The sequence below is a fragment of the Labrenzia sp. CP4 genome (assembly GCF_001579905.1).
Taxonomy (GTDB): Bacteria; Pseudomonadota; Alphaproteobacteria; order Rhizobiales; family Stappiaceae; genus Roseibium; species Roseibium algicola.
Genome location: NZ_CP011927.1, coordinates 3,599,639 through 3,624,841, shown reverse-complemented (window position 1 = coordinate 3,624,841; position 25,203 = coordinate 3,599,639). Strand labels below are relative to the sequence as shown.

General features: G+C 57.6%; 23 protein-coding genes and 1 riboswitch. Of the genes, 12 read left to right on the top strand and 11 right to left on the bottom strand.

Going from position 1 to position 25,203, the window contains the following annotated elements:
- Positions 1-221 precede the first annotated feature (221 nt).
- Positions 222-3,416, top strand: a complete 3,195-nt coding sequence (gene amt, locus ACP90_RS16680) for an ammonium transporter (protein WP_208993351.1) — start codon at positions 222-224, stop codon at positions 3,414-3,416.
- 9 nt (positions 3,417-3,425) lie between these two features.
- Here amt and ACP90_RS16675 read toward each other — a convergent pair whose 3' ends face one another.
- The 5 genes from ACP90_RS16675 to ACP90_RS16655 all read right to left on the bottom strand — a co-directional run bounded on the left by ACP90_RS16675 (position 3,426) and on the right by ACP90_RS16655 (position 9,118).
- Positions 3,426-4,274 (bottom strand): hypothetical protein, encoded by an 849-nt coding sequence (locus ACP90_RS16675; RefSeq protein ID WP_062491713.1) that lies wholly within the window; start codon positions 4,272-4,274, stop codon positions 3,426-3,428.
- 304 nt (positions 4,275-4,578) lie between these two features.
- Positions 4,579-5,103: a TerB family tellurite resistance protein gene (locus ACP90_RS16670; RefSeq protein ID WP_062488993.1), complete on the bottom strand. Its 525-nt coding sequence runs from the start codon at positions 5,101-5,103 to the stop codon at positions 4,579-4,581.
- A 139-nt stretch (positions 5,104-5,242) separates the two neighbouring features.
- Positions 5,243-5,581 carry a hypothetical protein gene (locus ACP90_RS16665; protein WP_062488992.1) on the bottom strand — a complete coding sequence of 113 codons (339 nt, stop codon included), beginning with the start codon at positions 5,579-5,581 and terminating at the stop codon, positions 5,243-5,245.
- 306 nt (positions 5,582-5,887) lie between these two features.
- Positions 5,888-8,074, bottom strand: a complete 2,187-nt coding sequence (locus ACP90_RS16660; RefSeq protein ID WP_062488991.1) for an anthranilate synthase component I — start codon at positions 8,072-8,074, stop codon at positions 5,888-5,890.
- Positions 8,075-8,308: 234 nt separating this feature from the next.
- Entirely contained in the window at positions 8,309-9,118 is an 810-nt protein-coding gene (locus ACP90_RS16655; protein ID WP_158514187.1) for a transporter substrate-binding domain-containing protein, read from the bottom strand.
- A 455-nt stretch (positions 9,119-9,573) separates the two neighbouring features.
- On the opposite strand from ACP90_RS16655, the gene sthA reads away from it, so the two are divergent.
- A complete protein-coding gene (sthA, locus tag ACP90_RS16645; protein WP_023004084.1) occupies positions 9,574-10,974 on the top strand; it encodes a Si-specific NAD(P)(+) transhydrogenase in 1,401 nt (466 codons plus the stop codon).
- 67 nt (positions 10,975-11,041) lie between these two features.
- On the opposite strand, the gene ACP90_RS16640 is transcribed toward sthA, so the two are convergent.
- Together ACP90_RS16640 and ACP90_RS16635 are read right to left on the bottom strand one after the other, a co-directional pair.
- The gene (locus ACP90_RS16640; protein ID WP_062488988.1) at positions 11,042-11,806 is read right to left on the bottom strand and encodes an FKBP-type peptidyl-prolyl cis-trans isomerase; all 765 of its coding nucleotides are present in this window, start codon (positions 11,804-11,806) and stop codon (positions 11,042-11,044) included.
- A 150-nt stretch (positions 11,807-11,956) separates the two neighbouring features.
- Positions 11,957-12,535, bottom strand: a complete 579-nt coding sequence (locus ACP90_RS16635) for a MarR family winged helix-turn-helix transcriptional regulator (protein WP_023014493.1) — start codon at positions 12,533-12,535, stop codon at positions 11,957-11,959.
- A 94-nt stretch (positions 12,536-12,629) separates the two neighbouring features.
- On the opposite strand from ACP90_RS16635, the gene ACP90_RS16630 reads away from it, so the two are divergent.
- The gene (locus tag ACP90_RS16630) at positions 12,630-13,781 is read left to right on the top strand and encodes a DMT family transporter (protein WP_208993350.1); all 1,152 of its coding nucleotides are present in this window, start codon (positions 12,630-12,632) and stop codon (positions 13,779-13,781) included.
- Positions 13,782-13,855: 74 nt separating this feature from the next.
- Here ACP90_RS16630 and ACP90_RS16625 read toward each other — a convergent pair whose 3' ends face one another.
- Positions 13,856-14,749 carry an ROK family protein gene (locus ACP90_RS16625; RefSeq protein ID WP_062488987.1) on the bottom strand — a complete coding sequence of 298 codons (894 nt, stop codon included), beginning with the start codon at positions 14,747-14,749 and terminating at the stop codon, positions 13,856-13,858.
- Between the two features lie 2 nt (positions 14,750-14,751).
- The gene (locus ACP90_RS16620) at positions 14,752-15,459 is read right to left on the bottom strand and encodes a class II aldolase/adducin family protein (protein WP_062488986.1); all 708 of its coding nucleotides are present in this window, start codon (positions 15,457-15,459) and stop codon (positions 14,752-14,754) included.
- Between the two features lie 300 nt (positions 15,460-15,759).
- Between ACP90_RS16620 and ACP90_RS16610 the strand changes: the two genes are divergently transcribed.
- Positions 15,760-16,602, top strand: a complete 843-nt coding sequence (locus ACP90_RS16610; RefSeq protein ID WP_145915786.1) for a DUF6030 family protein — start codon at positions 15,760-15,762, stop codon at positions 16,600-16,602.
- Here the strand turns inward: ACP90_RS16610 and ACP90_RS16605 are convergent.
- Complete coding sequence (locus ACP90_RS16605) at positions 16,571-17,506, bottom strand: pirin family protein (RefSeq protein WP_031270780.1); 936 nt, start codon at positions 17,504-17,506, stop codon at positions 16,571-16,573. The genes ACP90_RS16610 and ACP90_RS16605 overlap by 32 nt on opposite strands.
- A 146-nt stretch (positions 17,507-17,652) precedes the next feature.
- On the opposite strand from ACP90_RS16605, the gene ACP90_RS16600 reads away from it, so the two are divergent.
- The 5 genes from ACP90_RS16600 (at position 17,653) to ACP90_RS16580 (ending at position 21,046) form a co-directional block, all read left to right on the top strand.
- Positions 17,653-18,177 carry a DNA topology modulation protein FlaR gene (locus tag ACP90_RS16600; RefSeq protein WP_062491710.1) on the top strand — a complete coding sequence of 175 codons (525 nt, stop codon included), beginning with the start codon at positions 17,653-17,655 and terminating at the stop codon, positions 18,175-18,177.
- A gap of 47 nt (positions 18,178-18,224) precedes the next feature.
- A riboswitch (TPP riboswitch) is annotated at positions 18,225-18,345 on the top strand.
- Between the two features lie 161 nt (positions 18,346-18,506).
- The gene (thiO, locus tag ACP90_RS16595) at positions 18,507-19,484 is read left to right on the top strand and encodes a glycine oxidase ThiO (protein ID WP_062488983.1); all 978 of its coding nucleotides are present in this window, start codon (positions 18,507-18,509) and stop codon (positions 19,482-19,484) included.
- On the top strand, positions 19,468-19,665 hold the full coding sequence (gene thiS / locus ACP90_RS16590; protein WP_062488982.1) for a sulfur carrier protein ThiS: 198 nt from the start codon (positions 19,468-19,470) through the stop codon (positions 19,663-19,665). The genes thiO and thiS overlap by 17 nt, the downstream gene beginning before the upstream one ends.
- A gap of 5 nt (positions 19,666-19,670) precedes the next feature.
- The gene (locus ACP90_RS16585; protein ID WP_062491708.1) at positions 19,671-20,444 is read left to right on the top strand and encodes a thiazole synthase; all 774 of its coding nucleotides are present in this window, start codon (positions 19,671-19,673) and stop codon (positions 20,442-20,444) included.
- Positions 20,441-21,046 (top strand): thiamine phosphate synthase, encoded by a 606-nt coding sequence (locus ACP90_RS16580; RefSeq protein WP_062488981.1) that lies wholly within the window; start codon positions 20,441-20,443, stop codon positions 21,044-21,046. Before ACP90_RS16585 ends, ACP90_RS16580 begins: the two co-directional genes overlap by 4 nt.
- Positions 21,047-21,073: 27 nt before the next feature.
- Here the strand turns inward: ACP90_RS16580 and ACP90_RS16575 are convergent, their stop codons facing one another.
- Positions 21,074-21,955 (bottom strand): LysR family transcriptional regulator, encoded by an 882-nt coding sequence (locus tag ACP90_RS16575; protein WP_062488980.1) that lies wholly within the window; start codon positions 21,953-21,955, stop codon positions 21,074-21,076.
- 336 nt (positions 21,956-22,291) lie between these two features.
- Between ACP90_RS16575 and ACP90_RS16570 the strand changes: the two genes are divergently transcribed.
- The 3 genes from ACP90_RS16570 (at position 22,292) to ACP90_RS16560 (ending at position 24,950) form a co-directional block, all read left to right on the top strand.
- A complete protein-coding gene (locus ACP90_RS16570) occupies positions 22,292-23,791 on the top strand; it encodes a CoA-acylating methylmalonate-semialdehyde dehydrogenase (RefSeq protein ID WP_055653788.1) in 1,500 nt (499 codons plus the stop codon).
- Positions 23,792-23,913: 122 nt separating this feature from the next.
- Positions 23,914-24,357, top strand: coding sequence for an isoprenylcysteine carboxylmethyltransferase family protein (locus tag ACP90_RS16565; protein WP_158514186.1), 444 nt, complete (start codon positions 23,914-23,916; stop codon positions 24,355-24,357).
- Between the two features lie 2 nt (positions 24,358-24,359).
- On the top strand, positions 24,360-24,950 hold the full coding sequence (locus ACP90_RS16560) for a TetR family transcriptional regulator (protein WP_062488978.1): 591 nt from the start codon (positions 24,360-24,362) through the stop codon (positions 24,948-24,950).
- Positions 24,951-25,203: the final 253 nt, after the last annotated feature.

Genomic DNA, 25,203 nt, shown 5'->3' with positions numbered 1-25,203 from the left:
TGGAATATACCCGGCACGTCGTTGGAGCTGGCGTGGTTGAGGAGGTTTTGGTAAATTATTTCAACTACTTAAATTGAATTTTTTGTTCATTGGAATTTTGGCGGGTTTGCTGAAGAATTGGGCATCCATTTTGCAGTAAAAGACCTGACAAAATTAGCAAGACAGAATTAACCTCTCGGCGAAATCATGCCTGTGTTTTCGAGCAGTGGGGCAAATACATCATGAGCCGGGCGGCATACACTAGATCCGTTCTCTGCGGTGCCGGTATTCTGGTGGCGGGACCGGCAATGGCCGCGCAGACAATGGAGCTGGCGACTTTCCAGAAGAGCCTGGACATGGTCTGGGTGCTGTTTGCAGCCGGGCTGGTTTTGTTGATGCAAGTTGGCTTCATGTTGCTGGAAGCTGGCCTCGTCCGTTCCAAGAACTCGATCAACGTTGCCCAGAAGAACCTTCTCGATCTCGCTGTCTCCGTTCTGATCTTTGCGGTCTTTGGCTTTTCGCTGGCATTCGGCGCCGGCGGAAGCTGGTTTGCGGGATTTGATACGCGGTTGTTCGGTCTGTCCGACCTTGATCCCTGGGGCCTGACCATCTTCGCCTTCCAGGTCATGTTCTGCGGTACGGCGGCAACGATCATTTCCGGTGCGGTGGCTGAACGCATGCGCCTTTCGGCGTACATCTGGTGTTCCGTGCTGACCGCCGGGCTGATCTACCCTGTGTTTGCGCATTGGGCCTGGGGACAGGCGCTGTTTTCAGATGCCACGGCAATGCTTGCCAACATCGGCTTTGTCGATTTCGCGGGGTCAACGGTGGTCCATGGCACGGGCGCATGGATCGCGCTGGCTGCCTGTGTGATCCTGGGGCCGAGATCCGGCCGCTTCGGAGCCGACGGGCGTGCCTATCGCATTCAGGGCCACAGTTCCGTTCTTGCAACGTCTGGTGCGTTGATCCTTTTTGTCGGCTGGCTTGGCTTCAACGGCGGCTCCACACTTGCCGCCTCCTGGCATGTGCCGATGATCCTCGCCAACACCGTTCTTGCCGCTGCGGCTGGCACCGGGGCGGGGTATCTTCTTGGCCGGCAGAAAGACAAGGTCATTCTGCCGGAAAACTCGATCTCGGGGCTATTGGGTGGCTTGGTTGCCGTGACTGCCGGTTGCCATCTTCTGACCCCGGTCGGTGCACTGGTGATCGGCGCTGCCGGTGGTGCCGTTGCCATTTTCGGTGCGGTCCTTCTGGAACGTGTCCTGAAGATTGACGATCCCGTCGGTGCAATCAGCGTACACGGATTTTCAGGCGTTGCCGGTACGCTGGGCCTGGCGCTTCTGGCACCAGCAGACCAGTTGCCGCTGGGAGCTCATCTGCCGCAGTTTCTGGTCCAGTTCACCGGAGCGCTTGCCTGCTTTGTCTGGAGTTTCGGGTCCGGTTGGCTCGTGCTGTCCGTCCTGCACAAGATGCAGCCGATCCGGCTCGACCTTGCAAGTGAGGATCTTGGCCTCAACGAGGCGGAGCACGGCACGCGGCTCGGTATCGGACATGTGGAAGATGCTCTTGATCGCCTGATTGCCGGCAAGGCGGACCTTTCCATGAGGCTGGAAGTTGCCAAGGGCGATGATTCAGAGCGTCTGACGCGTCTGTTCAATGCGCTCATGGATACCGTTCAGAACGAGGAACAGGCTCACAATCGTGCCGCAGATGCCAAGCGCACGCGCGAAGAGGCCGAACGCCTGTCGGCCCTTGCCAACGCCACATTCGATGCAATCGTCATTTCGGTCGACGGACGGATCCTGGACGGAAACAAGACCTTCGAGGATCTCATCGGCTATCCGATCGACGAACTCGAGATGCGCGGCTTGTACGAGTTTGTCGACAATGAACTCGCCGGCACGCTCGAGGAGCATCTGGTCAAGGCGGAAAAGGAACCGAGGGAAGTCACTCTGATCAACCGCTCCGGTGAGCGTGTGCCCGTCGAGATCCGCACCCGTGTCATTTCCTATCGCGGCATTCCGACCCGCGTCTCCGCTCTGGTTGACCTCAGGGAGCGCAAGAAGGCTGAGGCACAGATCCTGCACCTTGCCCAGCACGATCCGTTGACGGACCTGCCCAATCGCGCCGTCTTCAATGCCGAGCTCAAGCAGACCATCGGCAAGTGCAAGCAGCATGGTATGTCGGCAGCCCTTCTGATCATCGATCTGGACCGCTTCAAGGATATCAATGATCTGCACGGTCACCCGGTCGGTGACATCGTCATCCGGGTCACCGCAGAGCGTTTGCGCCACTCGTGCCGCCACGGCGATACGGTTTCACGCCTCGGCGGCGATGAGTTTGCGATCATCCAGAACGGCATCCAATTCGCCAATCAGGCAGAGGATATGGCCATGCGTCTGGTCAAGTCCCTGTCGGAGCCGATCGACTGTGGTCACGGGCTAATTCTGAAACCGGGTGCAAGCATCGGTGTTGCGCTGATGACCGGATACGACGCCGAAGACCAGGTCATCTCCAATGCCGACATCGCGCTTTACAACGCCAAGAACGGCGGACGGCATACCTATTGTGTCTTCCAGCAGGGCATGGGGGATGAAGTTCGCCAGCGCAGGGCCTTGGAAAAGGACATGAATACGGCACTCTCGGCGGGCGAATTCGAGTTGTTTTTCCAGCCGCGCATGTGCCTGGCATCCGCGCGTATCGTCAGCTATGAAGCTCTCATCCGCTGGAACCATCCCGAGCGTGGGCTTGTCAGTCCTGCCGAGTTCATTCCCGTCGCGGAGGCTTCCGGACAGATCGTTCCGATCGGCAAATATGTGTTGGCTGAAGCCTTGAGGATAGCCTCCTCGACAATCACGACTGCCAGCATCAGTATCAACGTCAGCCCGGTTCAGTTCCGCGATCGGGATTTTGTCGATGACGTTCGCAGAGCCATCGAAACGTCAGGTGTTCCGGCTGAGCGGATCGAACTGGAAATCACCGAAAACACCCTGATTGAAGACGACGCCAGAGCATTGGCGGTACTGAGACGCCTGAAGGAAATCGGGGTGAAAATAGCGCTGGACGATTTCGGCGTCGGTTATTCGTCCCTCAGCTACCTGAGCCGCTTTCCCTTCGATTGCATCAAGATCGACCGGTCCTTCGTTTCCGAAGCACAGCGCAATTACGGTTCATTGGCGATCATCGAAACGGTGGTCAGGCTCGGCAAGGCTCTCAAGATGCGCGTCGTCGCCGAAGGCGTAGAAGACACGGAAAAGCTCTGCCTGTTGGCACAGCGCGGATGCCACGAAGCTCAGGGTTATCTGATCGGAATGCCCGCACCAACGTCCAAACTTGTCCGGAGTATCCCGGAAGAAGTGAGTGAGGCGCTCGATCGGCTGAAGTTCGGCGGGCTGCAGGTGTTTGAAGCAGCCAACCAGAAGAACCTGGCCAGCTAGACGCCCGCGTCAGTTCACGTTGGATTCCGACAGTGGCAGAAGCATGGTCCTGTTCAGCAGGGCATCCGGATCGTGTATTTCCGGCACCTGGGTGCAGTCGGGCTGCGGTTCGGTTGTCTCGCCGCGCTTTTCCTTGAGTTCCGCGCAAATGGGAATGGCCGCCTGCCGGGTGCCATTGACAGCCGTCGTCACTATGTCTTGCAGGGTGCCTTCGCCAGCGTGCAACGCGACAGCGAGATGCTTTCCGAACAGCGATATCGTGCGGTCTGCGGAATAATTGGCTGACTGGCCTGGGCCAGAGGAAATGACCAACGCTTCCGGCCTGTTCTTGTTATCGACCGAATGATGTTCAAGAAGGCCAAGGTCGAACGCCTGAGGATTGTTGGTGTCCAGTATCAGAATGACTTCGCCAGCAGGAATGGCGTGGATCAGTGCCGCAAATGCGGAAGCAGACATCCAGGTTCCGTCGCTGATCGCCTGAAGCGTTGTCTCGGGCCTGGCACTTGCCCAGAGCTCCAGCGCATAGTTGGTTTGGTCAGCGTTGCCGGTAGGCTCGACAACACCAAGTGGCAAGTTGGCGTAGATCACCAGCCTGTCTTCAGGTCCCAGCTTGTTGGCAAGCTCGGTTGCCTTGAGTTTGAGTGCCGCAGCACTGGCGCCCTCGTTGACAAGCAAGTGTTGCCGGTCGGGCCCGGCGTCGAGCCTTGGGGCCAGTGAGGACATCACCTTGTCCACGCTGTAACGGCAGATTTCGACCGATTGCGGGTTCCAGGGAGGGCAGGTTCCTAGACCGAGGATGTGGTTCTTCAACGACGCGCCGTCTTCGGCAGCGGAAGATTGACCATAAAAGGGAAACATCACAATGGCTGCCGCCACGAGGCAGCGGCATGCGTCACCCCACGACCGAACCCTGCGTGTCCTTGCCTCTGGTACGCTTACGGCCATCATGTCTCCCTGAAACCTGTTTTGACAGGATTTGGTATTTATACTTTTCAACAGTGAAGGTTGAATAAACCAGACTGCGTATATCTATAGAACTCTGTTGTAATCTGTTAATCAACTTTCTTTTGGCAAAGCAGTCTTCAAATCATGCTGAAACATGCGAAACGAAGATGCAGAACTTATCTTTCGATACTGAAGTTACGTAACGTAAAATTTGATCTCAGGCATTCAGTTGTTTGAGACGCTCGATCACTTGTTGGGTGTCGTCTGTAAGGGTTCCGGTGTCGGCCTTTCCCACCGCGCTGACCATGCGGATCAAGTCTGGCAGAGTGTCGCGACCGCCAAGATTTACAGTACGTTTGATGAGGCGCCGGATCATGTCGTCCGGATTGCTGCTCTGGTTGGCGAGCCATTTGGCGAACTGAAACAGTTCCTCCACTTCACCGGCAGGCATTGCAAACACCGACTGAAGCTGTTCCAGGATCATGTCCTGTTCGGCTCTGGAAATGCCGCCATCGGTTTCGGCGACGAGGACCAGGAGAGCTGCAGCCGAAACACGAGGGTCATCGACACCTTCTGCCGGGTGCTGGTTTGCTCGTGTCCTGAAACCGAAACGCCGCGCGGCTGCCTTGACGTCTTGAGCAGCATCAAGCACCACCCTGGTATTGTCGGCGACCCTGCGTACCCGATAGATCCAAAAAGCGCCGGCGGCTAAAATGCCAAGAGCTGCAAGCAGAATATGCAAGGAAAATCTCCTTCAAAAAAACTGCGTCAGCTTTACCTCAGGTTGCGGGAAAAATCGTGACAAAAATCACGAGGGTGCCGGGAGTTGAAAGAAAAAAAAAGCCGCGCCGGTTCGGCGCGACTGTTTTTCGACGGCTCAATTAGGAATCATTGCCGTCGGTCTTGTCCATGAGCGGCTGGTTGGTTGCCTGATTGCCGTCCAGGTCCATTTTGGTTGAAGCGTGGTTTTCAACACGGCCTTCAACCTGCTGTTCGGCTGTCAACGGTTCGTCGCCGTCAAGATCGCCCACCATTGCTTTGGGGGCATCAACCGGTGCGTCAGCCGCAGCTGCTGCGTTTGCTTCAGGACATGCAACGATTGGCTTGTCGCCGCTTCCGTCGCTGCCGCAAGGGTCTTCCGCCTGTGCGAAGCCGACCATTGCCGTGGAGGCAATGAATGCGCTCATGAGCGGAACGATTGTCTTCTTAAGGGTAAGCATTGGTTTTCTCCTTTGCTTCGTGAGACACCTGCAACTCGCTGAAACCTGACTTGAGGTCCGTGCCGTTGAGGCGGTCGGGGAGAAAATGCAATGACACCCGGTATCGTTCCTGATTTTTCAGTCACGAAATTTTCAGGTGAGGAACATCAAGTTTCAGGAACGAAATGGGCAGGCACTTTTCGCGCGCATGGGTAAACGGTATTGAGAAACAAGACGTTGAATGGAAAAAGTGAAACGGCGCCATCAACGGCGCCGTTTGTGATTTCAACGTTTGGAGAGGGCTGACATTGCCCGGATGCTCGCAAATCAGGAAGCTGCTGCCACCTGTTGGTCTTTTGACGCGACAAGGCGTGTAACCACGTTTTCTATAATCTTGTGGCCGGCATCCTGATCCAGAGACATGATCGATTCCGGATGGAATTGCACCGCCGCGATCGCTTCTTTCTCGTGTTCTATCGCCATCACGATCCCGTCGTCGGTTTCCGCTGTCACGCGGATATCTGCCGGCACCGTTTCCCGTTTGGCGTAAAGCGAGTGGTAGCGGCCGACGACCACAGGGGCGTTGAGGCCTTCAAACAGCAACGAGTTTCCGGAAACGGAAATCGGCGATGGCTTGCCGTGCATCGGTACGTCAAGCTGGCCCAGTTCCGCCCCGAAGTATTCGGAAAGCGCCTGAAGCCCGAGGCAGACACCGAAGATGGGCAAGGCGCGCGCGCGCGCCCGGCCGATGGTGGCGGCACAGTCGAAGTCCTTGGGATTGCCTGGGCCGGGAGACAGGACCACAAGATCCGGATTGACGTCGTGAAAAACGTGGTCTGCCACCGGGGTTCGGTAGGTAACGACATCTGCGCCGGTCTGGCGGAAATAGTTGGCAAGCGTGTGCACGAAACTGTCTTCGTGATCGACCAGCAGGATCTTCATACCTTTGCCGGGTTTCCGGTCCTCGCGCTTCTCCTGCGCGTTGACGGCAAGTCCGGCCTCGCGAACGGCTGCCCGCATGGCTTCCGCCTTCAGTTCGGTTTCGGCTTCCTCCTCTTCCGGAACACTGTCGTACAGCAGGGTTGCGCCGGCACGGATCTGGGCTGTGCCGTCCTTGATGCGCACGGTGCGCAACGTCAGGCCGGTGTTCATGTCTCCATTGAAAAGCACGGCACCAATCGCGCCGCCATACCAGGCGCGTGGCGACTTTTCATGGTCTTCGATAAACTGCATGGCCCAGCGTTTGGGTGCGCCTGTCACGGTCACCGCCCAGGTGTGGGAGAGGAAAGCATCGAGCGCATCCATGTCTTCACGCAGGATGCCTTCTATGTGGTCCACCGTATGGATCAGGCGGGAGTACATTTCGATCTGCCGCCGCCCGATCACCCGAACGGAGCCGGGAACGCAGACGCGGCTCTTGTCGTTGCGGTCGACATCGGAACACATGGTCAGTTCCGCTTCGTCCTTGGCGGAGTTCAGCAGCTTGCGGATTTGGGCTTCGTCTTCAATGGCGTTCTTGCCGCGCCGGATCGTTCCGGAAATCGGGCAGGTTTCCACCCGGCGACCACCAGTGACCCGCACGTACATTTCCGGCGAAGCGCCGACGAGATATTCCTGATTGCCGAGATTGAAGAAGAAAGAATAGGGGGAAGGATTGATCTGGGCGAGGCGCCGCGAAACGGCAGACGGTGGATTGGCGCAGGGCTCGTAGAAGGTCTGGCCGGGCACGGTCTCGAACAGATCGCCCCTTCGGAAGTAGTCCTTGGCCTTCTCGACGAGCTTTGCATATTCGCCGGGTTCATGATCACCGCGGCCAGGGTCGCGGTTCGCCGGCGTATACTGCTGCTTGGCTCCCGTTCGCTCCATGCCCTTGGTGGTACGACCACCGACAACAAAGTCATATTCCAGCACGTAGGCGCGTTTGCCGTGGTGATCGACGATCAGGATCTCATCCGGCAGAAACAGGACGACGTCGCGCTGGTCGTCCGGTCGGTCGAGCTTCTGTTCGATGGGTTCGAACTGAAAGGCAACGTCATAGCCGAAGGCGCCGTAGAGCCCGAGCTGGTCATCGCCACAGGCGAACATGTCCTTCAGGGCACGGATGATCGAAAAGGTAGACGGCTGGCGTGAGCGTTCTTCCTCGTTGAACAACCGGTCGGGCCGCTTGACCGTTAGCTGGATCTTGCCGGTGTCGGCATTGAACGTGTCCACATCGTCATGTTTTTTCAGCACTTCGGCAATTGCCGGCAGCAGCAGGCCGCCGCGGTCGTTCAACGCACGGATCTCGACGTTTCTGTCCGTTGCTTCCATCACCAGGGGCGGGTTCACCAGCGCCATGTCCCAGCGAGTATATCGTCCGGGATATTCATAGGAGGAGGAAAGGACTGCCCCCATTTCGGCATCCAGCCGGTCGATCCATTCCGACGTTCCGGTTTCGTAGTCGGAAGGGCGCGATGTGCGCAGGATGGTGATCCCGCAATCGGTTTCATAGGTCTGGTCTGCCAGCACCGGCATGTCTCTGGTCCCGTTCTGGTGGCTGCCTTTGTGACGGCCTTATAAAGAACCAAGGCCGCCAGCGGTGTCCCGCGGCGGCCTTTGGTTTGATACTCGATCCCTTCAGAGCATGACTGATCGCTGGCCGCCTATTTCGCGCGACGCCACCACCAAGCTGCTTTCAGGTTCATGTTCATGGCAAGAGGGATAGATTATACGCTTCTGGATGGCAATGAAAAAAGACTACCTGACGTTTTACCGGCTTTTCCAGTGCGGCGCGGGGCGCCCATCCTTCAGACCGTGCTTCAGCCATTCGTCCCAGGCTGCATCGATATCATCATAAGTCCCATTCTCCTGTATGGCGTGCAGTCCCTCATCGAGAAGGGCTGCTACTGCGCTTGAGCGCTCGGGTGTCAATTTGGAAAACGATACGAAGAGACCGAACCTCGCGAGTTCGTGGACAGCCTTGGGGGCTGGGGAAATGAGATCCTGACTGTTGCTGATGTGAAAGTCGGCAACCTTTTCGTAAGCGACGGCGTAGTCGGTTCGCCTCTTCGCTACCAGCGCAAGTGTCTGCAGATCGGAATCCACCTCAACCTTCGAGATCCTCTCATCGGCATCAAAGGCGTCGGTGTAGGTGTACCCTCTGACCACGGAGAAGGTCTTGTCCTTCAAGAAATCGGGACGAAATTTCGCCGTGTTGTCGGGATGGCTGTAAACTAGGATCTTTCCGAAAAAGAGCGGTGTCTGGTGAAAAATGAAATTGCGCTTGTTTTCATCCGAGCCGGTGGTGTCGAAGCAGCCAAGCTGTCTGCCCTGCGCAACCTCACGTATGCACCTGTTGTACGGCATGACGTGGAGCGTGACGTCGCAGTGTTTTGCGCTCAAGGCGGCGGTTACTAGATCCACTGCAAATCCGCGTAGCTCTCCCTCATGAAGGCCTGAATAGGGAAAAAAGGCATCTTCCGCTGCAAGAACGATCTCTTCATGCATCGGGCATTGGCCGGATTGTTCCGCCTTCGCGTTATCGATCGGCGACAGCAGCATTGCACTGAATAGAACCAAAGCATGCGGCAGCCTGACTGTAATACATTCAAGCAATGCCATTGCTCGGCACGCCGTCTGGGAAGGCGATGATCCCATTTCGGTGGTCGACCCTTTCAGTGTTGGGAAACCCGTTCACGCCTGGTTGTCGTGAAGGTCCTTCATATTAAGGTTTCGCTCTCGAACTTCAGCTTCCTGAAAGGTCGCATGAAATGTGAGGGGAATGGCTCGGCAGAGACCGAGAATCTCATCGATGGCGAGTATATAGACGACCGACCGTGTTTGTCTTGCAACCTGGATACAAGTTCTGGTCAGGACCGGCTTCTCCACCAAAGCTCACGGAAAACCTTCATTTTCCGCTTGCCTTCTTGACCCTTCCGCCAAGATGCTGTTTTTGCAGTGCAGCGATTTTCAACAAGGTGCCTCCGCACGAACGGAGGCCAAGTGGCTGACAGAAAACTGGCAGTGAGGGGCACATGGAACACTACGATCTGGTTGTGATCGGCAGCGGACCGGCCGGGCGCCGGGCGGCGATTCAGGCGGCAAAATTCGGATACAATGTTCTGGTGGTGGAACGCGGACGGCGGGTCGGCGGCGTTTCGGTGCACACCGGGACCATTCCTTCCAAGACTTTGCGTGAGACCGTGCTCAACCTGACCGGATGGCGCGAACGAGGCTTCTACGGTCGCTCCTACCGGGTGAAGGAAGACCTCACGGCTGCGGACCTTCGTGCGCGGTTGCACATCACCCTCAATCACGAGGTCGAGGTTCTGGAGCACCAGTTTGCCCGAAACAAGGTCGATACGATCCGGGGCGAGGCAAGGTTCATCGAGCCGCACAAGATCGAAGTGGAGGGCGATGCCGGGGAAGTTCATTTCATCACTTCGGACAAGTTCATCATCGCCGTCGGCACCAAGCCCTTCCGCCCCGACTATGTTCCCTTTGATGGAGAATATGTTCTCGATAGCGACGAGATCCTCGAGCTTGGCGAATTGCCCCGGTCGGTCGCTGTCATCGGCGCAGGTGTTATCGGTGTCGAATATGCCTCGATATTTTCCGCGCTCGATGTACACGTGACGCTGATCGAGCCGCGCGAAACGATGCTCGACTTCCTGGACAAGGAGCTCGTTGCCGATTTCACGCATCAGCTCCGAGACCGCGGAATTGCGCTGCGCTTCGGGGCAAAGGTCCAGAAGATCGAAAAACACGGTCCCGCAGAATGTGAAATCACGCTGGAAGGCGGACGTAGTGTCCGGTCCAACGTCATCCTGTTCGCGGCAGGGCGCATGGGCGCGACCCCGAACCTGAACCTGCAAAGCTGTGGCCTGGAAGTGGACCACCGTGGTCGTCTGAAGGTCGATCCGATGACTTTTCAGACCGACGTACCGCATATCTATGCTGCTGGAGATGTCATCGGTTTTCCGAGCCTTGCCTCGACATCCATGGAGCAGGGGCGCATTGCAGCCTGTCAGGCTTTGGGAGAAAAGGCCTACGATCCGCCAGAGTATTTTCCCTATGGCATCTATGCGGTTCCGGAAATCTCAACCGTCGGCATGACCGAGGAGGAGATCAAGGAACGCGGCATTCCCTACGAGTGCGGCGTTGCCCGTTTCCGCGAAACGTCACGCGGCCACATCATGGGTCTCGATACCGGCATGCTGAAGATGATCTTCTCGCTCAAGACCCGCCGGCTTCTTGGATGTCATATTGTGGGCGAGGGCGCGACCGAACTGGTTCACATCGGTCAGGCCGTTCTCAATCTGCGTGGTACGCTGGAGTATTTCGTCGAAAACACCTTCAATTACCCGACGCTGGCCGAGGCCTACAAGATCGCCGCGCTCGATGCCTGGAACCGTATGCCGCCACTGGATCACTGAACCAGCGGTGGCGGCCTTGTCTGACGAGCTCTTCCAGATCAACTGGAATAAGGCGGACGATTCGAACTCAGCAGAGCCAGCAATTCTCCGGCAAGGCTGCCTGAGTGACTTCGCCGCCATCTTCGATCCAGTGTGCAATTCCCTTTTCGACGTTGACCACGTTGGTGAAGCCGGCCTGTCCGGCGAGATATTCTGACAGAGCCTGGCTTCGTTGCCCTGTCTGGCAGATTAACACCACTTCGTCCGAGGGGCCGGAAATCAACTTCTGAAGTTCGCTGCCGAAGGCAGGGTTCACCTGGCCACTGTCATTGAAGAACGTAACCAAGTGGCTGCCCGGAATGACGCCGGTTTGCTTCCACTCGTCAGGACGCCGGATATCAATGACCGTGGTGCCTGAGGCGAGCTTTGCCTTCAGGGTGCCGTTGTCGATATCAGAGAATTTCTTCGCCTTGACCTCAAGCAGTTCGATTTCGAATTTCAATGTTGCATCCGGCGGAATGATCCCACCTGCGCCTTGCGACCCATAAGCCATGTCCGGCGGAATGATCAGCTCGCGCTTGCCGCCGACCTGCATGCCCTCGACGCCTTTTTCCCAACCGGGAATAACGCGCCGCTCTCCCAGCGTGAACGAAAATGGCGTGCCTCGGTCGACGCTGGAGTCGAACTTCGTTCCGTCCATCAGCCAGCCGGTGTAGTGCACCACCACCGTTTCACCGACGTTTGCTTCTTCGCCGGTACCTTTTTCAATATCCCGGATCTGCAGCTCTTCCTGTGCCTGTGCCGGCAGGACGAAAAGCATGATGGCGAGAATGCGCGTAACCCATTTGAGCATGATGTGTTGTCCCGGTGTGTTGTTACGGACAAGAATTGGTCATCTGGGACAGGAAAACAATCCGGGTTTCCATCACAGTGACGGTAAGTCACAAGGCCGGGGTGGCTTGTGGTTTCCAGACCAGAGGCGCCTGGCTAGCGTATGCGCCAGTCAGGTCTTGCCAAGAGGATCGTTGACGGAGCGAATGAGCTTTTCCAGTAGGTCTGACAATTGCTGTTGTTCTTTTTCGCTTAACCCGCTCACCGCCTGCTGCTGTTTTGCAATGTAGTCGGGCATTTGCCCCTTTATCAGGTCCAGTCCCTTTGGGGTCAGGCAAACGGTGAGTGCCCGCCTGTCATCTGGATGCGGGCAGCGTTCAACCAGACCTGCTTTCTCCAGTTTATCGACCCGGGCCGTCATGCCGCCCGAGCTCATCATCGTGGTCCGGTACAATTCCGTCGGTGTCAGCTTGTAGGGTGGTCCGGACCGCACGAGGGTCGCCAGAACATCGAATTCACCCGTCTTCAGTCCGATATCCGCGTAGGCAGGGGCAAGATAGTCGCGACCCATCACCTGAGATGCTTCGTTCAATCGACCAAGCAGAACCATTGGCGACAACTGCTCCGCGATCTCGGGTATTTCCCTTTGCCATTGCCTGCGCGCGCGCTCCGCACGGTCGATTAGCAGGTCTTCCGGATCTCCGAACAGGTGATCCGATGGCTTCTTGGTGTCGCTTGACCGGGTGGTCATGGTCGGAAACTCCAGATCATTTCCAGTCAGATGACGCACTTTTTTACAAGGGAACAAGAGGTTGCGTAACTAGCTGACATATCGACTGTTTTTGTTGTTCCGATACTCGCTGTTTCGGGTGGTTCTGTCAACTGATGTCAAGAATCTTGAAATTAAGTATCTTGAAATCAAGATAAAATGCGTTATCTGTTCTGGCAACGGTGCAGCATCAAGCCAGCGCCAAATTGTGAGGAAGGACAGTCCCATGGTGGACACGACCAGATTAGGAACATCCGCAAGTACGGCTTCCCTGCAGCAACAAGCTTCTCTTTCCGGCGAAAAGCGTGAAAGTCCTTTGGATCAGCCGTTGGTGCTGTTGTTGATTGTCGGTGGTTTTCTCGCCGTATCCACGGTGATTGCCAAGGCCGCCCCCATGACCGGGTGGCATCCTTTGGCCCTGTTGCAGTGGTCCATCCTTGGCGGTGCTGCGGGTTTGTTCGTTATTAGCAGGATTGCAGCCGGAGGAAGTATCGCCGCTAAAGGGGACACAGGTGTCAGCCGGGGCCAGTTTGCCTTCTACCTGCTGGTCAGCGGTCTCCTGTTTATTGCGCCGAACATGATCGCAGTGGTTGCTGCGCCAAAGGTCGGGGCGGGGTTTGTCTCCCTGAGCTACGCTTTTCCGCTGGTTCTGACTTATGGATTTGCTGTTCTGTTGCGCCTGGAGAAGTTTCAGGTTCTGCGTGGGGTTGGCGTTCTGTTCGGTCTGGCTGGTGGCATCTTGCTGGCGGCGTCTGGACGTCAGCTTTCCGTGGATGCCTCCTGGTGGGCAATGTTTGCTCTGTCGATCCCTGTATTCCTGGCTTCCGGTAACATTTTTCGCACGGTGAAGTGGCCAGCAGGCGCGCGGCCGGTCAATCTTGCTCTCGGCATGATGCTGGTCGGGTTTGCAGCACTCGGATTATTTACTGCCATGGCCGGTATCCCCGTTGTGCCCGGCACCTGGTCGCTTGAGGCCACTGGCCTGCTGGCAGCCCAAATAACGATATTCACTTTTCAGTACGGGCTGTATTTCCGCCTGCAGCACACAGCCGGGCCAGTCTATCTCAGCCAGATAGGCTCCGTTGCCGCGGTGATTGGTCTTGGCCTCGGATATCTCGCCTTTGTTGAAGTGCCAAACATGGCGAAACTGGCGGCCGTCGCAGCTGTCGGGGCAGGGATTGTGCTCGTCAGCAAAGGGCGCGGCGCTGGAGCGAAAAAGTCAGGCTAGTCTTGCCATACCCCTAAGAACCGATCCCGCAAGTCGCGGGATCGGTTTGTCGTCTTTGGGTTCCAGGTGATTTCTCACCCCCAGAGCCAGGCTGCTCCCCGCACTCCAGAGCTGTCGCCGTGCATAGCCTTGCGGATCGGTGTCTCGAAGGTATCGGAGAAGATGTAAGGCGTCATCGCGGGGGGAAGGTCGGCATAAAGCTCGTCGATATTCGACATGCCACCACCCAGGACGAATACATCCGGATCGAGCAGATTAGCCGACATTGCAAGCGCACGGGCAAGACGGCTGACATAAGCCTCGTAGACGGCAGTTGCCACCACGTCGCCGGAGCGTTTCAGCGCCATGATCTCATGGCCTTTCAGCAGCGTTCCGGTCCTGTCCTTATAGTCAAGCTGAAAACCCGTTCCCGAACACCAGCGATCGATGGCGCCCTTGTGGCCGATCCAGCTGTCGGGACCCGGATACTCCTCCGGCTTTAGCCAGGGCACGGTGATCGCTCCCCATTCGCCACCGATGCCGTTGGCACCAAGATGGGCTTTCGCGTCGATGGCAATACCCGAACCGCTGCCTGTGCCGATGATAATAGCGTGAACGATATGCGCTCCAGCACCTGCTCCATCGGTCGCTTCGGAAACAGCCAGACAGTTTGCGTCATTCTGGATTCGCACCGGGCGCCCAAGAACCCTCTGCAGGTCCTGGTCCAGGGGCTTGCCGTTCATCCAGGTGGAATTGGCGTTCTTGACCAGGCCTGTCTTGGGGGAAAGCGAACCGGGAATTCCAAGACCGAGCGTTCCCGTCTGTCCGGTTGCCTTTTCGGCCTCCTCGACCAGAAATCGGACTGCTTCCAGACAACCTTCATAGTCGTCCCTGGGTGTGTCGACCCGTTGCCGGAACAGTTCCTCGCCCTCGTTGGAAAGAGCGATGATTTCGATCTTCGTTCCACCCCAGTCAATTCCCAGCCGCATTTTCAGTCCATCCGTCTTGGCAGTTCGAAGGCAGCTGTCTGGCCGTCTTCAAGTTCGCTTGTTTGTTTTCCGTAGGTTTTGAATTTTTTCAAGATTACGGTCATTTCCTCCGCATCCAGTATCACAGGTTCACCAAGGATCAGGGCTGATAGATACTGGTCTGCCAGATCTTCCACGCCTTCCGCGGTCGAAAGCGCCTTCTGCAAGGTTGCTCCACCGGCGATCTGTCCATGATTTGCAAGCAGGCAGGCGTTTCTGTCGCCAAGTGCTGAAATCATTGCCTCGGACAATCCACGGGTGCCGAAGGTGGCGTAACGGGCGCATTCGATGCGGTCGCCACCGGCAAGCGCCACCATATAGTGAAATGCTGGAATGCCGCGCCGGTGACAGGACAGTGCGGTCGCGCGAGGGCTATGGCAATGCACCACCGCGCCGCAATCCGGCTTCGCCAGATAGAAGTCGAGATGCATCCGCCATTCGGAAGACGGTAGTGTCTCGCCGCGGTAGCAGCCGTCCCAGTCCAGCGCGACAATCTTGTCTTCAGTCAGATTTTCGTAAGGCGTTCCCGACGGCGTCACCAAAAAACCGGATTCGGTGCGTGCACTGACATTTCCTGAGGTGCCTTTGGTCAGTCCGAGACGAGGCAAGGCACGGGCTGTCTCGATGATCGCACGGCGCAGGTCAGGTGTGTCACCTGGAAAGGTGGGCATTCGGGGCCTCTTTGGTTCTGGTTCGGGTGCGAGCGTTACGTTTGGCTGCGCGACCGTGGAAGCGGCGCTTACATGACAGGTATCCGGTTGCCTTTTCAAGGTATTGGTTTGATAAATCCCGTGCCCTTGACCACTCGGTTGAGGATCGCGGTGTTAAGGAACTGAATGGCGGGTTTCGCAGACAAGCTCAGGCAAATGCTTGGATCGGCTGCAATGTCGGCAGACCGGACCGGTAGGGGAGCGCAATCCAGGTCGAGGCCGGGGCACCGTTCCAAGGGCCCGCGCTGGGCCGAGCCGGACATGGAAACTCTGTCTGAAGGAGGCGAGCCCAGGAGGCCCGGCCAGCCAACCCGCACGTCCAGATCTCGTAAACGTGCTCAGGTAACGCCGTACTACATCTGGGGAACCCTGGCGTTGCTGGCTGCCGGTTTCGCCGTTGGCGGCCTGTTCCTGCACCTTGCCGGGCAATGGAGTGAGGAAAGCGTTGCAACCGCCCCCTTGATGCCTGATCCGCTTTCTTCCCTGCAGTCTCCGGCCAAGCAGGTGCTGCTGGCTCCGGAACCGGAACTGTCCGCGGAGCTGAAACGCAGCTTCCTGGGCCAGCCGGATCAGCTATGCGACGAATTACGGTCTCTGGGGCTCGGAAATCCCGGCTGGAGCCGGGCACCTTTCAGTGAAGGACGCTGGCAATGTGCATCCGACCTGGTGCCCTTGACCACACCCAGCGTCGACTACGGCTCGACAACTCTTTTCTTTCTGCTGCGCGGCCCATCGGAAAAAAGCATCGATTATCTGCGGCTGAAGCTGGTGGTGGAAGATCCACGCCAGATGCAGATCGGCCTAGATGCGGTCTGGCTGGTGATCGACGCCCTGTCGCTTCGGTATGGCTGGACGGTTCCGGAAGTGTTTCGCGAGGCGGTTTCCGGGTTCAGGCAACTGGAAACGACACACAGGGGCGTGCGGCTGTCGGTTTCGCCGGAAGATCCAAATCTGACGGGTGACCCGCTGGCAAGCCAACGGCTCAACATCATTCTGGACTTTGGCGAGCCGGACCTTATCCGGCCCGCCGACAGGTTTGAAAAAGCACCGCCATTGGAGAGCGGCTGGAGTGTCAGGGCCCCGGACGGTCAGGCAAGGGAATGAACTCTTCCGCATCGCCGGGTACCGTATCGAAACGGCCAAGACGCCAATCTTCCTTGGCCTGCTCGATGCGCTCTTTCGATGAGGACACGAAGTTCCACCAGATATAACGCCGGCCGTCCATCGGTTCGCCGCCAAGCACTACGAAACGGGCCGGCACGGGAGACGTGTTTTCAATCACCAGATGATCACCCGGTTTGAACACCAATAGCTGGGCCGGATCGAAATTCTGGCCGGCGATGGTGATCTGGCCCGAGACCGTATAAAGGCCGCGCTCTTCCCACCCGGCATCCAGCGGGATCTTCGCTCCCGGTTCCAGCGTGATATCGGCATAGAACATGTCGGACGCTGTCTTCACCGGTGCCTTGTGGCCATAAAGCTCGCCCGCGATAAGTTTGACTGAAGCGCCCTTGTCGGCAAATTCCGGCTGTTCTTCTGTGCCGTGGTGCTGGAAGGTCGGGTCGGTCTCTTCCAGGTGTTTGGGCAGGGCCACCCAGCTCTGCAGGCCGAACAGGGGACGTTTTTCCTGCAGGCGTTCCGGCCTCTCACGTTCGGAATGCACGATGCCCTTGCCGGCGCTCATCCAGTTCAGAGCACCGGGGGCAATCGCAATCTCCGTTCCAAGGCTGTCACGATGATACATTTCTCCTTCGAAGAGATAGGTCACCGTCGCCAACCCGATGTGAGGATGCGGGCGCACGTCGATACCGCCGCCGACCAAAAGTTCTGCCGGGCCCATCTGGTCGAAGAAGATGAACGGGCCAACCATCCGCCTCCTGGCAGACGGCAAGGCACGTCTTACCGAAAATCCGCCGAGGTCGGATGTCCGCGGTACGATGATCGTTTCAATCGGGTCACAGCTTGCAGCATTTCCCGGTACGGGATCAGGGCAATTCAACCAGCTCATCTGCCTCTCCATCAAAGAACATTCTGTCTTGCAAACTAGATAGGGCCAGCGAAGCCGAAGTGTCCATTGAACAGTCTGTTTCGGGTTTTCATCCCCTGCACAATCTGTATAACGACCGGCCCTTCCTTGCTTTTGTTTGGTGCGACATGAAACGCGTGATGATCGTTGGCGGCCCGGGCTCGGGCAAAAGCACGCTTGCCGTTGCCCTTGGGCGGAAAACCGGACTGCCGGTCTATCATATGGACAAGATCCACTACCGCTCCGGTTGGAGCGAGCGGACGCGGGAAGAGAAAGACCGGCTGACGCATGAGGTCCATCTGAAGGATGTGTGGATCTTCGAGGGCGGTCATTCAAACACCTATGCGGAACGTATCGAACGTGCCGACACTTTCATCTGGCTCGATGTCCCAGTAATGCGCCGCATATTTCGAGTGCTGAAACGGTCGGTGAAATACAATGGGCAAAGCCGTCCGGATCTGGCCGAGGGCTGCCCGGAGCAGTTCAACTGTCAAACTGTTGAATTCCTGAGGTTCATCTGGCGAACGAGACACTCCGCCAGAGCCAAGCTGGAGCACATCTACCGCGAACCTCCGGACCATCTGAAAGTCTATCGGTTCAACACCCTTGCCGAAATCGACGACTTTCTGGCGCGCCCCTGGCAACAAGGATGAAGGCTCATCCTGTCTCTTGACAGGTGCGCCTGACGGGCGGCACAACAGGGGCTCACCCGGGGTGCCTCCAGAAGAGGCTGAGATACTGCTAGTGCACTTGCGCAGTGCAGGGACCCGACGAACCTGATCCAGGTCATGCTGGCGAAGGGAAGGTGTTCTCGGCCAACTGCGTTCGCCACGGCAATGCTCCAATCCGGCCACCCTTCCAAGCCGAATGTCCGAAATGCGAGACCTTTTCCGGTCCTTGCGGAGATCCGTTGAATGCAAGCGGGCTACCAGACATTCCATGATGTCGAACGACTGACGTCCACCCTGGCAGGAGAGGCGGGATGAAGGTCGGTATCAAAGGGGCTGGAGTAGCCGGTCTGGCACTGGCACATGAACTTGTCTCGCGCGGTGTGCGGGTGGAGCTGCTGGAAAAACACAAGGATCTCACCGCCAGTGCCTCCTGGCTCGCAGGCGGCATGTTGGCGCCATGGTGTGAGCGGGAAAGTGCCGAGGAAGATGTTCTGCGGCTCGGGCAAGCCTCCATTGGCTGGTGGAGCAAGGTCCTGCCGGGACAGGTCTCGCACAATGGCACGCTGGTTGTTGCCGCGCCGCGCGATACCGGCGAGTTAAGTCGCTTTGCTTCTCGAACCAGCGGCTTTGCCTGGCTCGATGCTGACGCGCTGGGCGCACTCGAGCCGGACCTCGCAGGCCGATTTGCAAAGGGGCTCCATTTTGCGGGGGAAGCCCATCTCGATCCGCGGCAGGCCCTCACAGCATTGCAGGCAAAGGTGTCTGAAAGCGGTGCCAAGGTGAGGTCAGAAGCGCAGCACTTCACCGCGGCGACCGATCTTGTCGCCGATTGTACCGGCATGGCCTCGCCGGATCCGCACTTGCGTCCCGTACGCGGTGAAATGCTGATCCTCCACGCGCCAGATGTCTCGCTTTCGCGGCCGGTGCGTTTTCTGCACCCGCGCATCCCTGTCTATGTCGTGCCTCGTGACAACGGTGTCTTCATGGTCGGGGCAACCATGATCGAAAGCGGTGACCAGGGAGCGGTCAGTGTTCGGTCCACCATGGAACTTCTAAATGCCGCCTACAGCCTGCATCCGGGATTTGCCGAGGCAAAGATCATCGAAACCGGGGTGGGCCTCCGCCCGGCATATCCAAACAATCTTCCTCGTCTCACGTTTACCGGCAACGCGTTGTCAATGAACGGATTCTACCGGCACGGCTTCCTGCTTGCTCCGCATTTTGCCATGGAGGCGGCAGACAGGATCGTGCAACACCTTCAGGAGAAGTCCCTTGAAGCTAACCATTAACGGCGAACCTCAGGAAGTTGTCAGCGCGACGCTGGCTGCGCTTCTGGACGAACTGGCCTATGACCATGGGTTTCTTGCAACGGCACGCAACGGCGATCTGGTTTGTGCTGAAGACCGAAGCGATTGCTTCCTTCAAGCTGGCGACCGTATCGAGATCCTGTCACCGATGCAGGGAGGATGACGCTGATGTTTGAAGTTTATGGCGAAAGCGTTGCGTCGCGTTTCCTGCTTGGTACTGCCCAGTACCCATCACCCCAAATTCTGTCGGATGCGGTGAAAGTATCCGGGGCTGAAATTCTGACGGTGTCCCTTCGGCGCGAAACGGCAGGAAGTGGCGGAGGCGGCCGGTTCTGGGACCTGATCCGGGAACTGAACGTCAAGGTGCTGCCCAACACTGCCGGATGTCATTCGGTAAAGGAAGCCGTCACCACCGCTAAAATGGCACGCGACCTATTTGGAACCGACTGGATCAAGCTGGAAGTGATCGGTCATCACGACAGCCTGCAGCCGGATGTCTTTGGCCTCGTGGAAGCCGCACGTATCCTGAGCGATGACGGCTTCAAGGTGTTTCCCTATACGACGGACGATATTGTCGTCGGCGAACGGTTGCTTGACGCGGGGTGTCAGGTGTTGATGCCCTGGTGTGCGCCAATCGGTTCGGCGAAGGGGCCGGTCAATCCGGATGCCCTTCGTGCCTATCGCAGTCACTTCAAGGGCATCCCACTTGTTGTGGATGCCGGTCTTGGCAGACCGTCCCATGCGGCTGCTGTTCTGGAACTCGGTTTCGATGCGGTACTGCTGAATACGGCTGTCGCAAAGGCCGGAGACCCTGTCGCAATGGCCAAGGCCTTTGCAGTTGCAATTAAGGCCGGTCGCCTGGCCTATGAAGCCCAACCCCTGGAACCTCGCGACATGGCGGTTCCTTCTACCCCGGTTCTCGGAATGGCGGTGTTTGAATGAAGCTCGATCCCTTTTACCTCATCGTCGACAGTTCCGACTGGATCGAGCGGCTGGTTCCGCTTGGCGTCAAACTGGTTCAACTGCGCATCAAGGACGCGAGCGACGAAGTCCTGCGCAAGGAAATCGCAGCCTCCAAGAGCGCTTGCGAGAAGCACGGCTGCCAACTTGTCGTGAACGACTATTGGCAGCTCGCGATTGAACTGGACTGCGACTTTGTCCACCTTGGTCAGGAAGACCTTGCTGACGCCGATGTCGCGGCCATTCGCAAGGCGGGTCTGAAACTTGGCGTTTCGACCCATGACGGTGAGGAACTGGAAACCGCTCTTTCTGTAGAGCCCGATTATATCGCGCTGGGGCCTGTCTATCCGACGATCCTGAAAGAAATGAAATGGGCGCCCCAAGGCGTTGAAAAGGTCGGTCGGTGGAAGCGGCAGATCGGCGAATTGCCGCTTGTTGCTATTGGCGGTCTCAATCCGGAGCGTCTGCCGGGTGTGTTCGAGAACGGCGCAGATATCGCAGCTGTTGTCACTGACATCACCCGGAATGCCGACCCGGAAGCGCGCACCAGGGAATGGATAGTGGCGACAGATCCCTGGCGGTAGGTGGAGCGCGTTTCGCCTTCGGCCTGGCTAAACGAATATCGCCTTGTCGCGCGCGACTTGATCGCGCAGAAAATCCTGTGCCGCGGCGACATGGCGGAGAGGGCGCGAACTTTCATGTGTCACCATCCAGTAGGCCCGGTGAAGCTTTATCTCCGGGAGAACGGCGATCAGGTCGGCATTGTCGCGCGCGATAAAATCGTGAAGGATGCCGATACCGGCACCGGACCTGACTGCTTCGGTCTGGCCGAGTGCGGAGGCGATTTCAAATCGCGCGGTCCAGTCTTTCAGGATCTCGGTGCCGTAGTTCAGCGATGGCGAGTAGAGCAGGTCTTCCACGTAGCCAATAAGATCGTGGTCGATCAGATTGCTTGCGGAGGCAGGTGTTCCCCGGCTTTCCAGATAGGTTTTTGACGCATAAAGACCGAGCGAATAGTCGACGAGCTTGCCGGCAACCAGCCTGCCTGTTTCCGGCCTGTCTATTGTCACGGCGATATCAGCTTCACGGCGGGAGAGCGAGAAGGAGCGGGGCACGGGAACGAGCTGCACCGTCAGTCCTGGATGTTTTTCCGTGAGCTTGCCAAGCCGGGGCGCAAGATACGCGACACCGAAACCATCGGGTGCGCCAATGCGAACGGTTCCGGAAATTTCCGGCGTGTTGTTTGTCAGGTCGGCTTCCGCTGCCACCGCCTCGGCTTCGATCCGTTCTGCCCGGTCAAAGAACCGGCTGCCGGCTTCCGTCAGAAGGCAGCCGGATGTTGATCTGTCGAAGAGGCGTGTGCCGATGCTGTCTTCGAGGCTCGTCAGCCTGCGCGCCACCGTGGCGTGATTGAGGCCGAGACGGCGCGCTGCCGCCAGGATTTGTCCTGTTCGAGCGATCGCGAGAAAGATGCGGATGTCGTCCCAGTTCATGTCGATTTGCTTTCCGCGATGACCAGCCACTCCGTTTTTTTTAGCTGATGTCAGATACCAGGCACGATGCCGCCGCGTTCATGGTGGTGAGTTCACGCCTTGCTGCACACCGGCTTTTGGTAGAGTTTCAGCCGGGATGACAACCGAGGGGGATTGGACCTATCGTTTGTCTAAGACGCTTCGTGGCGTTTTATTGCATAACTTTAAAAAACGCACAACGGGTCCGGAAATCTGGCTCTTGTTTGTGGCAAAAATAAAAGTCAAAAAAGACGTCATCTCGGACGCTCGCCCAAAATCCTTTTGGCTGGTGTCAGGACATATTGGGAGAAACGCGACATGCGGAAGATCGGTCATTTTATCGGCGGCAAGCACGTGGAGGGAACCTCCGGCCGCTTTGCAGACGTCTACAACCCGGCAACCGGTGAAGTCGAGGCGCAGGTCGCCCTGGCCAGCCAGGCCGAGATGGACGCGGCAATTGCCAATGCTGCTGCCGCACAGCCTGCCTGGGCTGCCACCAACCCGCAGCGTCGCGCTCGCGTGATGATGAAGTTCGTAGATCTTCTCAACCGCGACATGGACAAGCTGGCAGAAGCTCTTTCCCGCGAACACGGCAAAACGATTCCGGACGCCAAGGGCGACGTTATCCGCGGTCTGGAAGTTGCCGAGTTCTGCATTGGTGCGCCGCATCTCCTGAAGGGTGAATTCACCGAAGGCGCCGGTCCTGGCATCGACATGTACTCCATGCGCCAGCCGCTTGGCGTCGTTGCCGGCATCACGCCGTTCAACTTCCCGGCCATGATCCCGATGTGGAAATTCTGCCCGGCGATCGCTTGTGGCAACGCCTTCATCCTGAAGCCGTCCGAACGCGATCCGTCCGTGCCGATCATGCTTGCTGAACTGATGATCGAAGCCGGCCTGCCGGAAGGTGTTCTGAACGTTGTCAACGGCGACAAGAGCGCGGTCGATGCAATCCTGGACGATGAAACCATCCAGGCTGTCGGCTTCGTCGGTTCCACGCCGATTGCCCAGTATGTTTATGCCCGTGCAACAGCATCCGGCAAACGCGCCCAGTGTTTCGGTGGCGCAAAGAACCACATGATCATCATGCCGGATGCCGACCTCGATCAGGCGGCCGATGCTCTGATCGGTGCCGGTTACGGCGCGGCCGGCGAGCGCTGCATGGCTGTTTCTGTTGCCGTGCCGGTTGGCGAAAGCACCGCAAACGCACTGATCGAGAAGCTTGCGCCGAAGGTGGAAGCGCTGAAGATCGGGCCGTACACGGCCGGCAACGACGTCGACTTCGGTCCGCTGGTGACCAAGGAAGCGCTTGCCCGCGTCAAGGGTCTCGTCGACCAGGGCATCAAGGAAGGTGCGAAGCTGGTTGTCGATGGCCGCGATTTCTCCATGCAGGGCTATGAGAACGGCTTCTTCATGGGTGGCTGCCTGTTCGACAACGTCACCAAGGACATGGACATCTACAAGACCGAAATCTTCGGTCCGGTCCTGTCCGTGGTTCGCGCTGAGAACTACGAAGAAGCTCTCGATCTGCCGCTCAGCCACGAATACGGCAACGGCACTGCGATCTTCACCCGTGACGGCGACACCGCCCGCGACTTCGCGTCCCGTATCAACATCGGCATGGTCGGCATCAACGTGCCGATCCCAGTGCCGCTCGCCTACCACACCTTCGGCGGCTGGAAAAAGTCCGGCTTCGGCGATCTCAACCAGCATGGCCCGGACGGGTTCAAGTTCTACACCCGCACCAAGACCGTGACCTCCCGCTGGCCTTCAGGTCTGAAGGACGGGGCCGAGTTCGTGATCCCGACGATGAAGTAATTCCTCCCGGACCAAGTCCGGTCTGGCGCTCCCGGCTTCGCCTGGAGCGCCTCTTTTTTGCCTTGTAAAATGATAAAAGATGAAATTTATTATTTATTATGAAATGCGCTTGGAGACCTCTCGTGCCTCAGATAATTCCGCCTGTCCTTTTCGGCTTGTTCCTGTTGTCGATGGTCCCGGTTACGATGTTGTGTCCCGGTTCGCCCATGCTTCCTGCACCGTTCCAGTGGACCGGTTTGGCAGTCGTCGCTCTGGGGTTGTTTTTCCTCAAAAAGGGGCATGGCACTTTCCTTTCGCAAGAAACGGAAATCCATACGTTCCGGCAACCAACCCGCTTGGTTACCTCCGGCATCTACGCGCTTTCGCGCAATCCGATGTATCTTGGGTTTTTGTTGATGCTGCTCGGGGTCGCTGTCTGCACCAACGAAGCATTGAACGTCCTTTTCGCAATCGTCTTTTTTCTGGCCGCGCAGTTTTGGTACATCCCGATTGAGGAGCGGAACGCCGAGAAGACGTTTGGCCAGCCTTACCTGGACTACAGAAAAAATGTGAGGCGCTGGCTTTAGAAATGGCAAGACCGAAGGTTGAAAACGCCGAAATCCGGGAGAGCCTGCTGCAGGCTGCGGAAAACCGCTTGCGGCGGCAAGGTTCGCCGCGCTTTTCCGTGACTGATCTGGCGGCCGATTGTCGGATGTCGCAATCGAATGTCTACCGGTTTTTTCCCAACAAGGCGGCTCTCATGGCCGGCTTGGCGGAACGCTGGTTCGCGGACGTGGAAGTTGCGCTTCAGGTGGAAATTTCAGCTGCGGAAAGCTGGCAATCGAAACTGGCAGCTTTTGTCAGGGTACAGCTCGTAATCAAGTCAGAAAGGTTTGACGACGATCCGGACCTGTTCCGGGCCTATCTGACACTGGCTGGAGAGCATCCCGAACCTGTCACCATCCATGTAGGCAGATTACGGAAAGTGTTGGAAGGGATCCTCGGCGCCGAATTTGAAGGACGCGAACTGAAAAGGGCGTGCGAATTGGTTGAAGACGCAACGCAACTGTTCAGGGACCCGTTTCTGATTGGCCGCCTTAGGCCAAGGTGCACGGTAGAACGCGCCGAAGCGGTTCTCGCCGCGGTGCTTTCCGAATTGGAGCATCGTCTCGTGCGATAGCTGTCACCGCGAACCTCCGCTAAAGGCACTGGCTGTTAGACGCAGCAGCTGCCATTTTCGGGCGTTTGTTGGAAACAAGGCCTTCACAAAGCTGTCTTCTGGAGTTTCAGGAGATGATTTCATGAACGAAGATCTCACAAGCGTCCTGAAAACCTCTTGTCAGGATTGTGCATCCGGTGAAAGAAAATAGGCATCTGCTGGCGCAGTACTGCGCCGATACCGGTCGCCCTTGCATGGCATTCCCATTGCCACC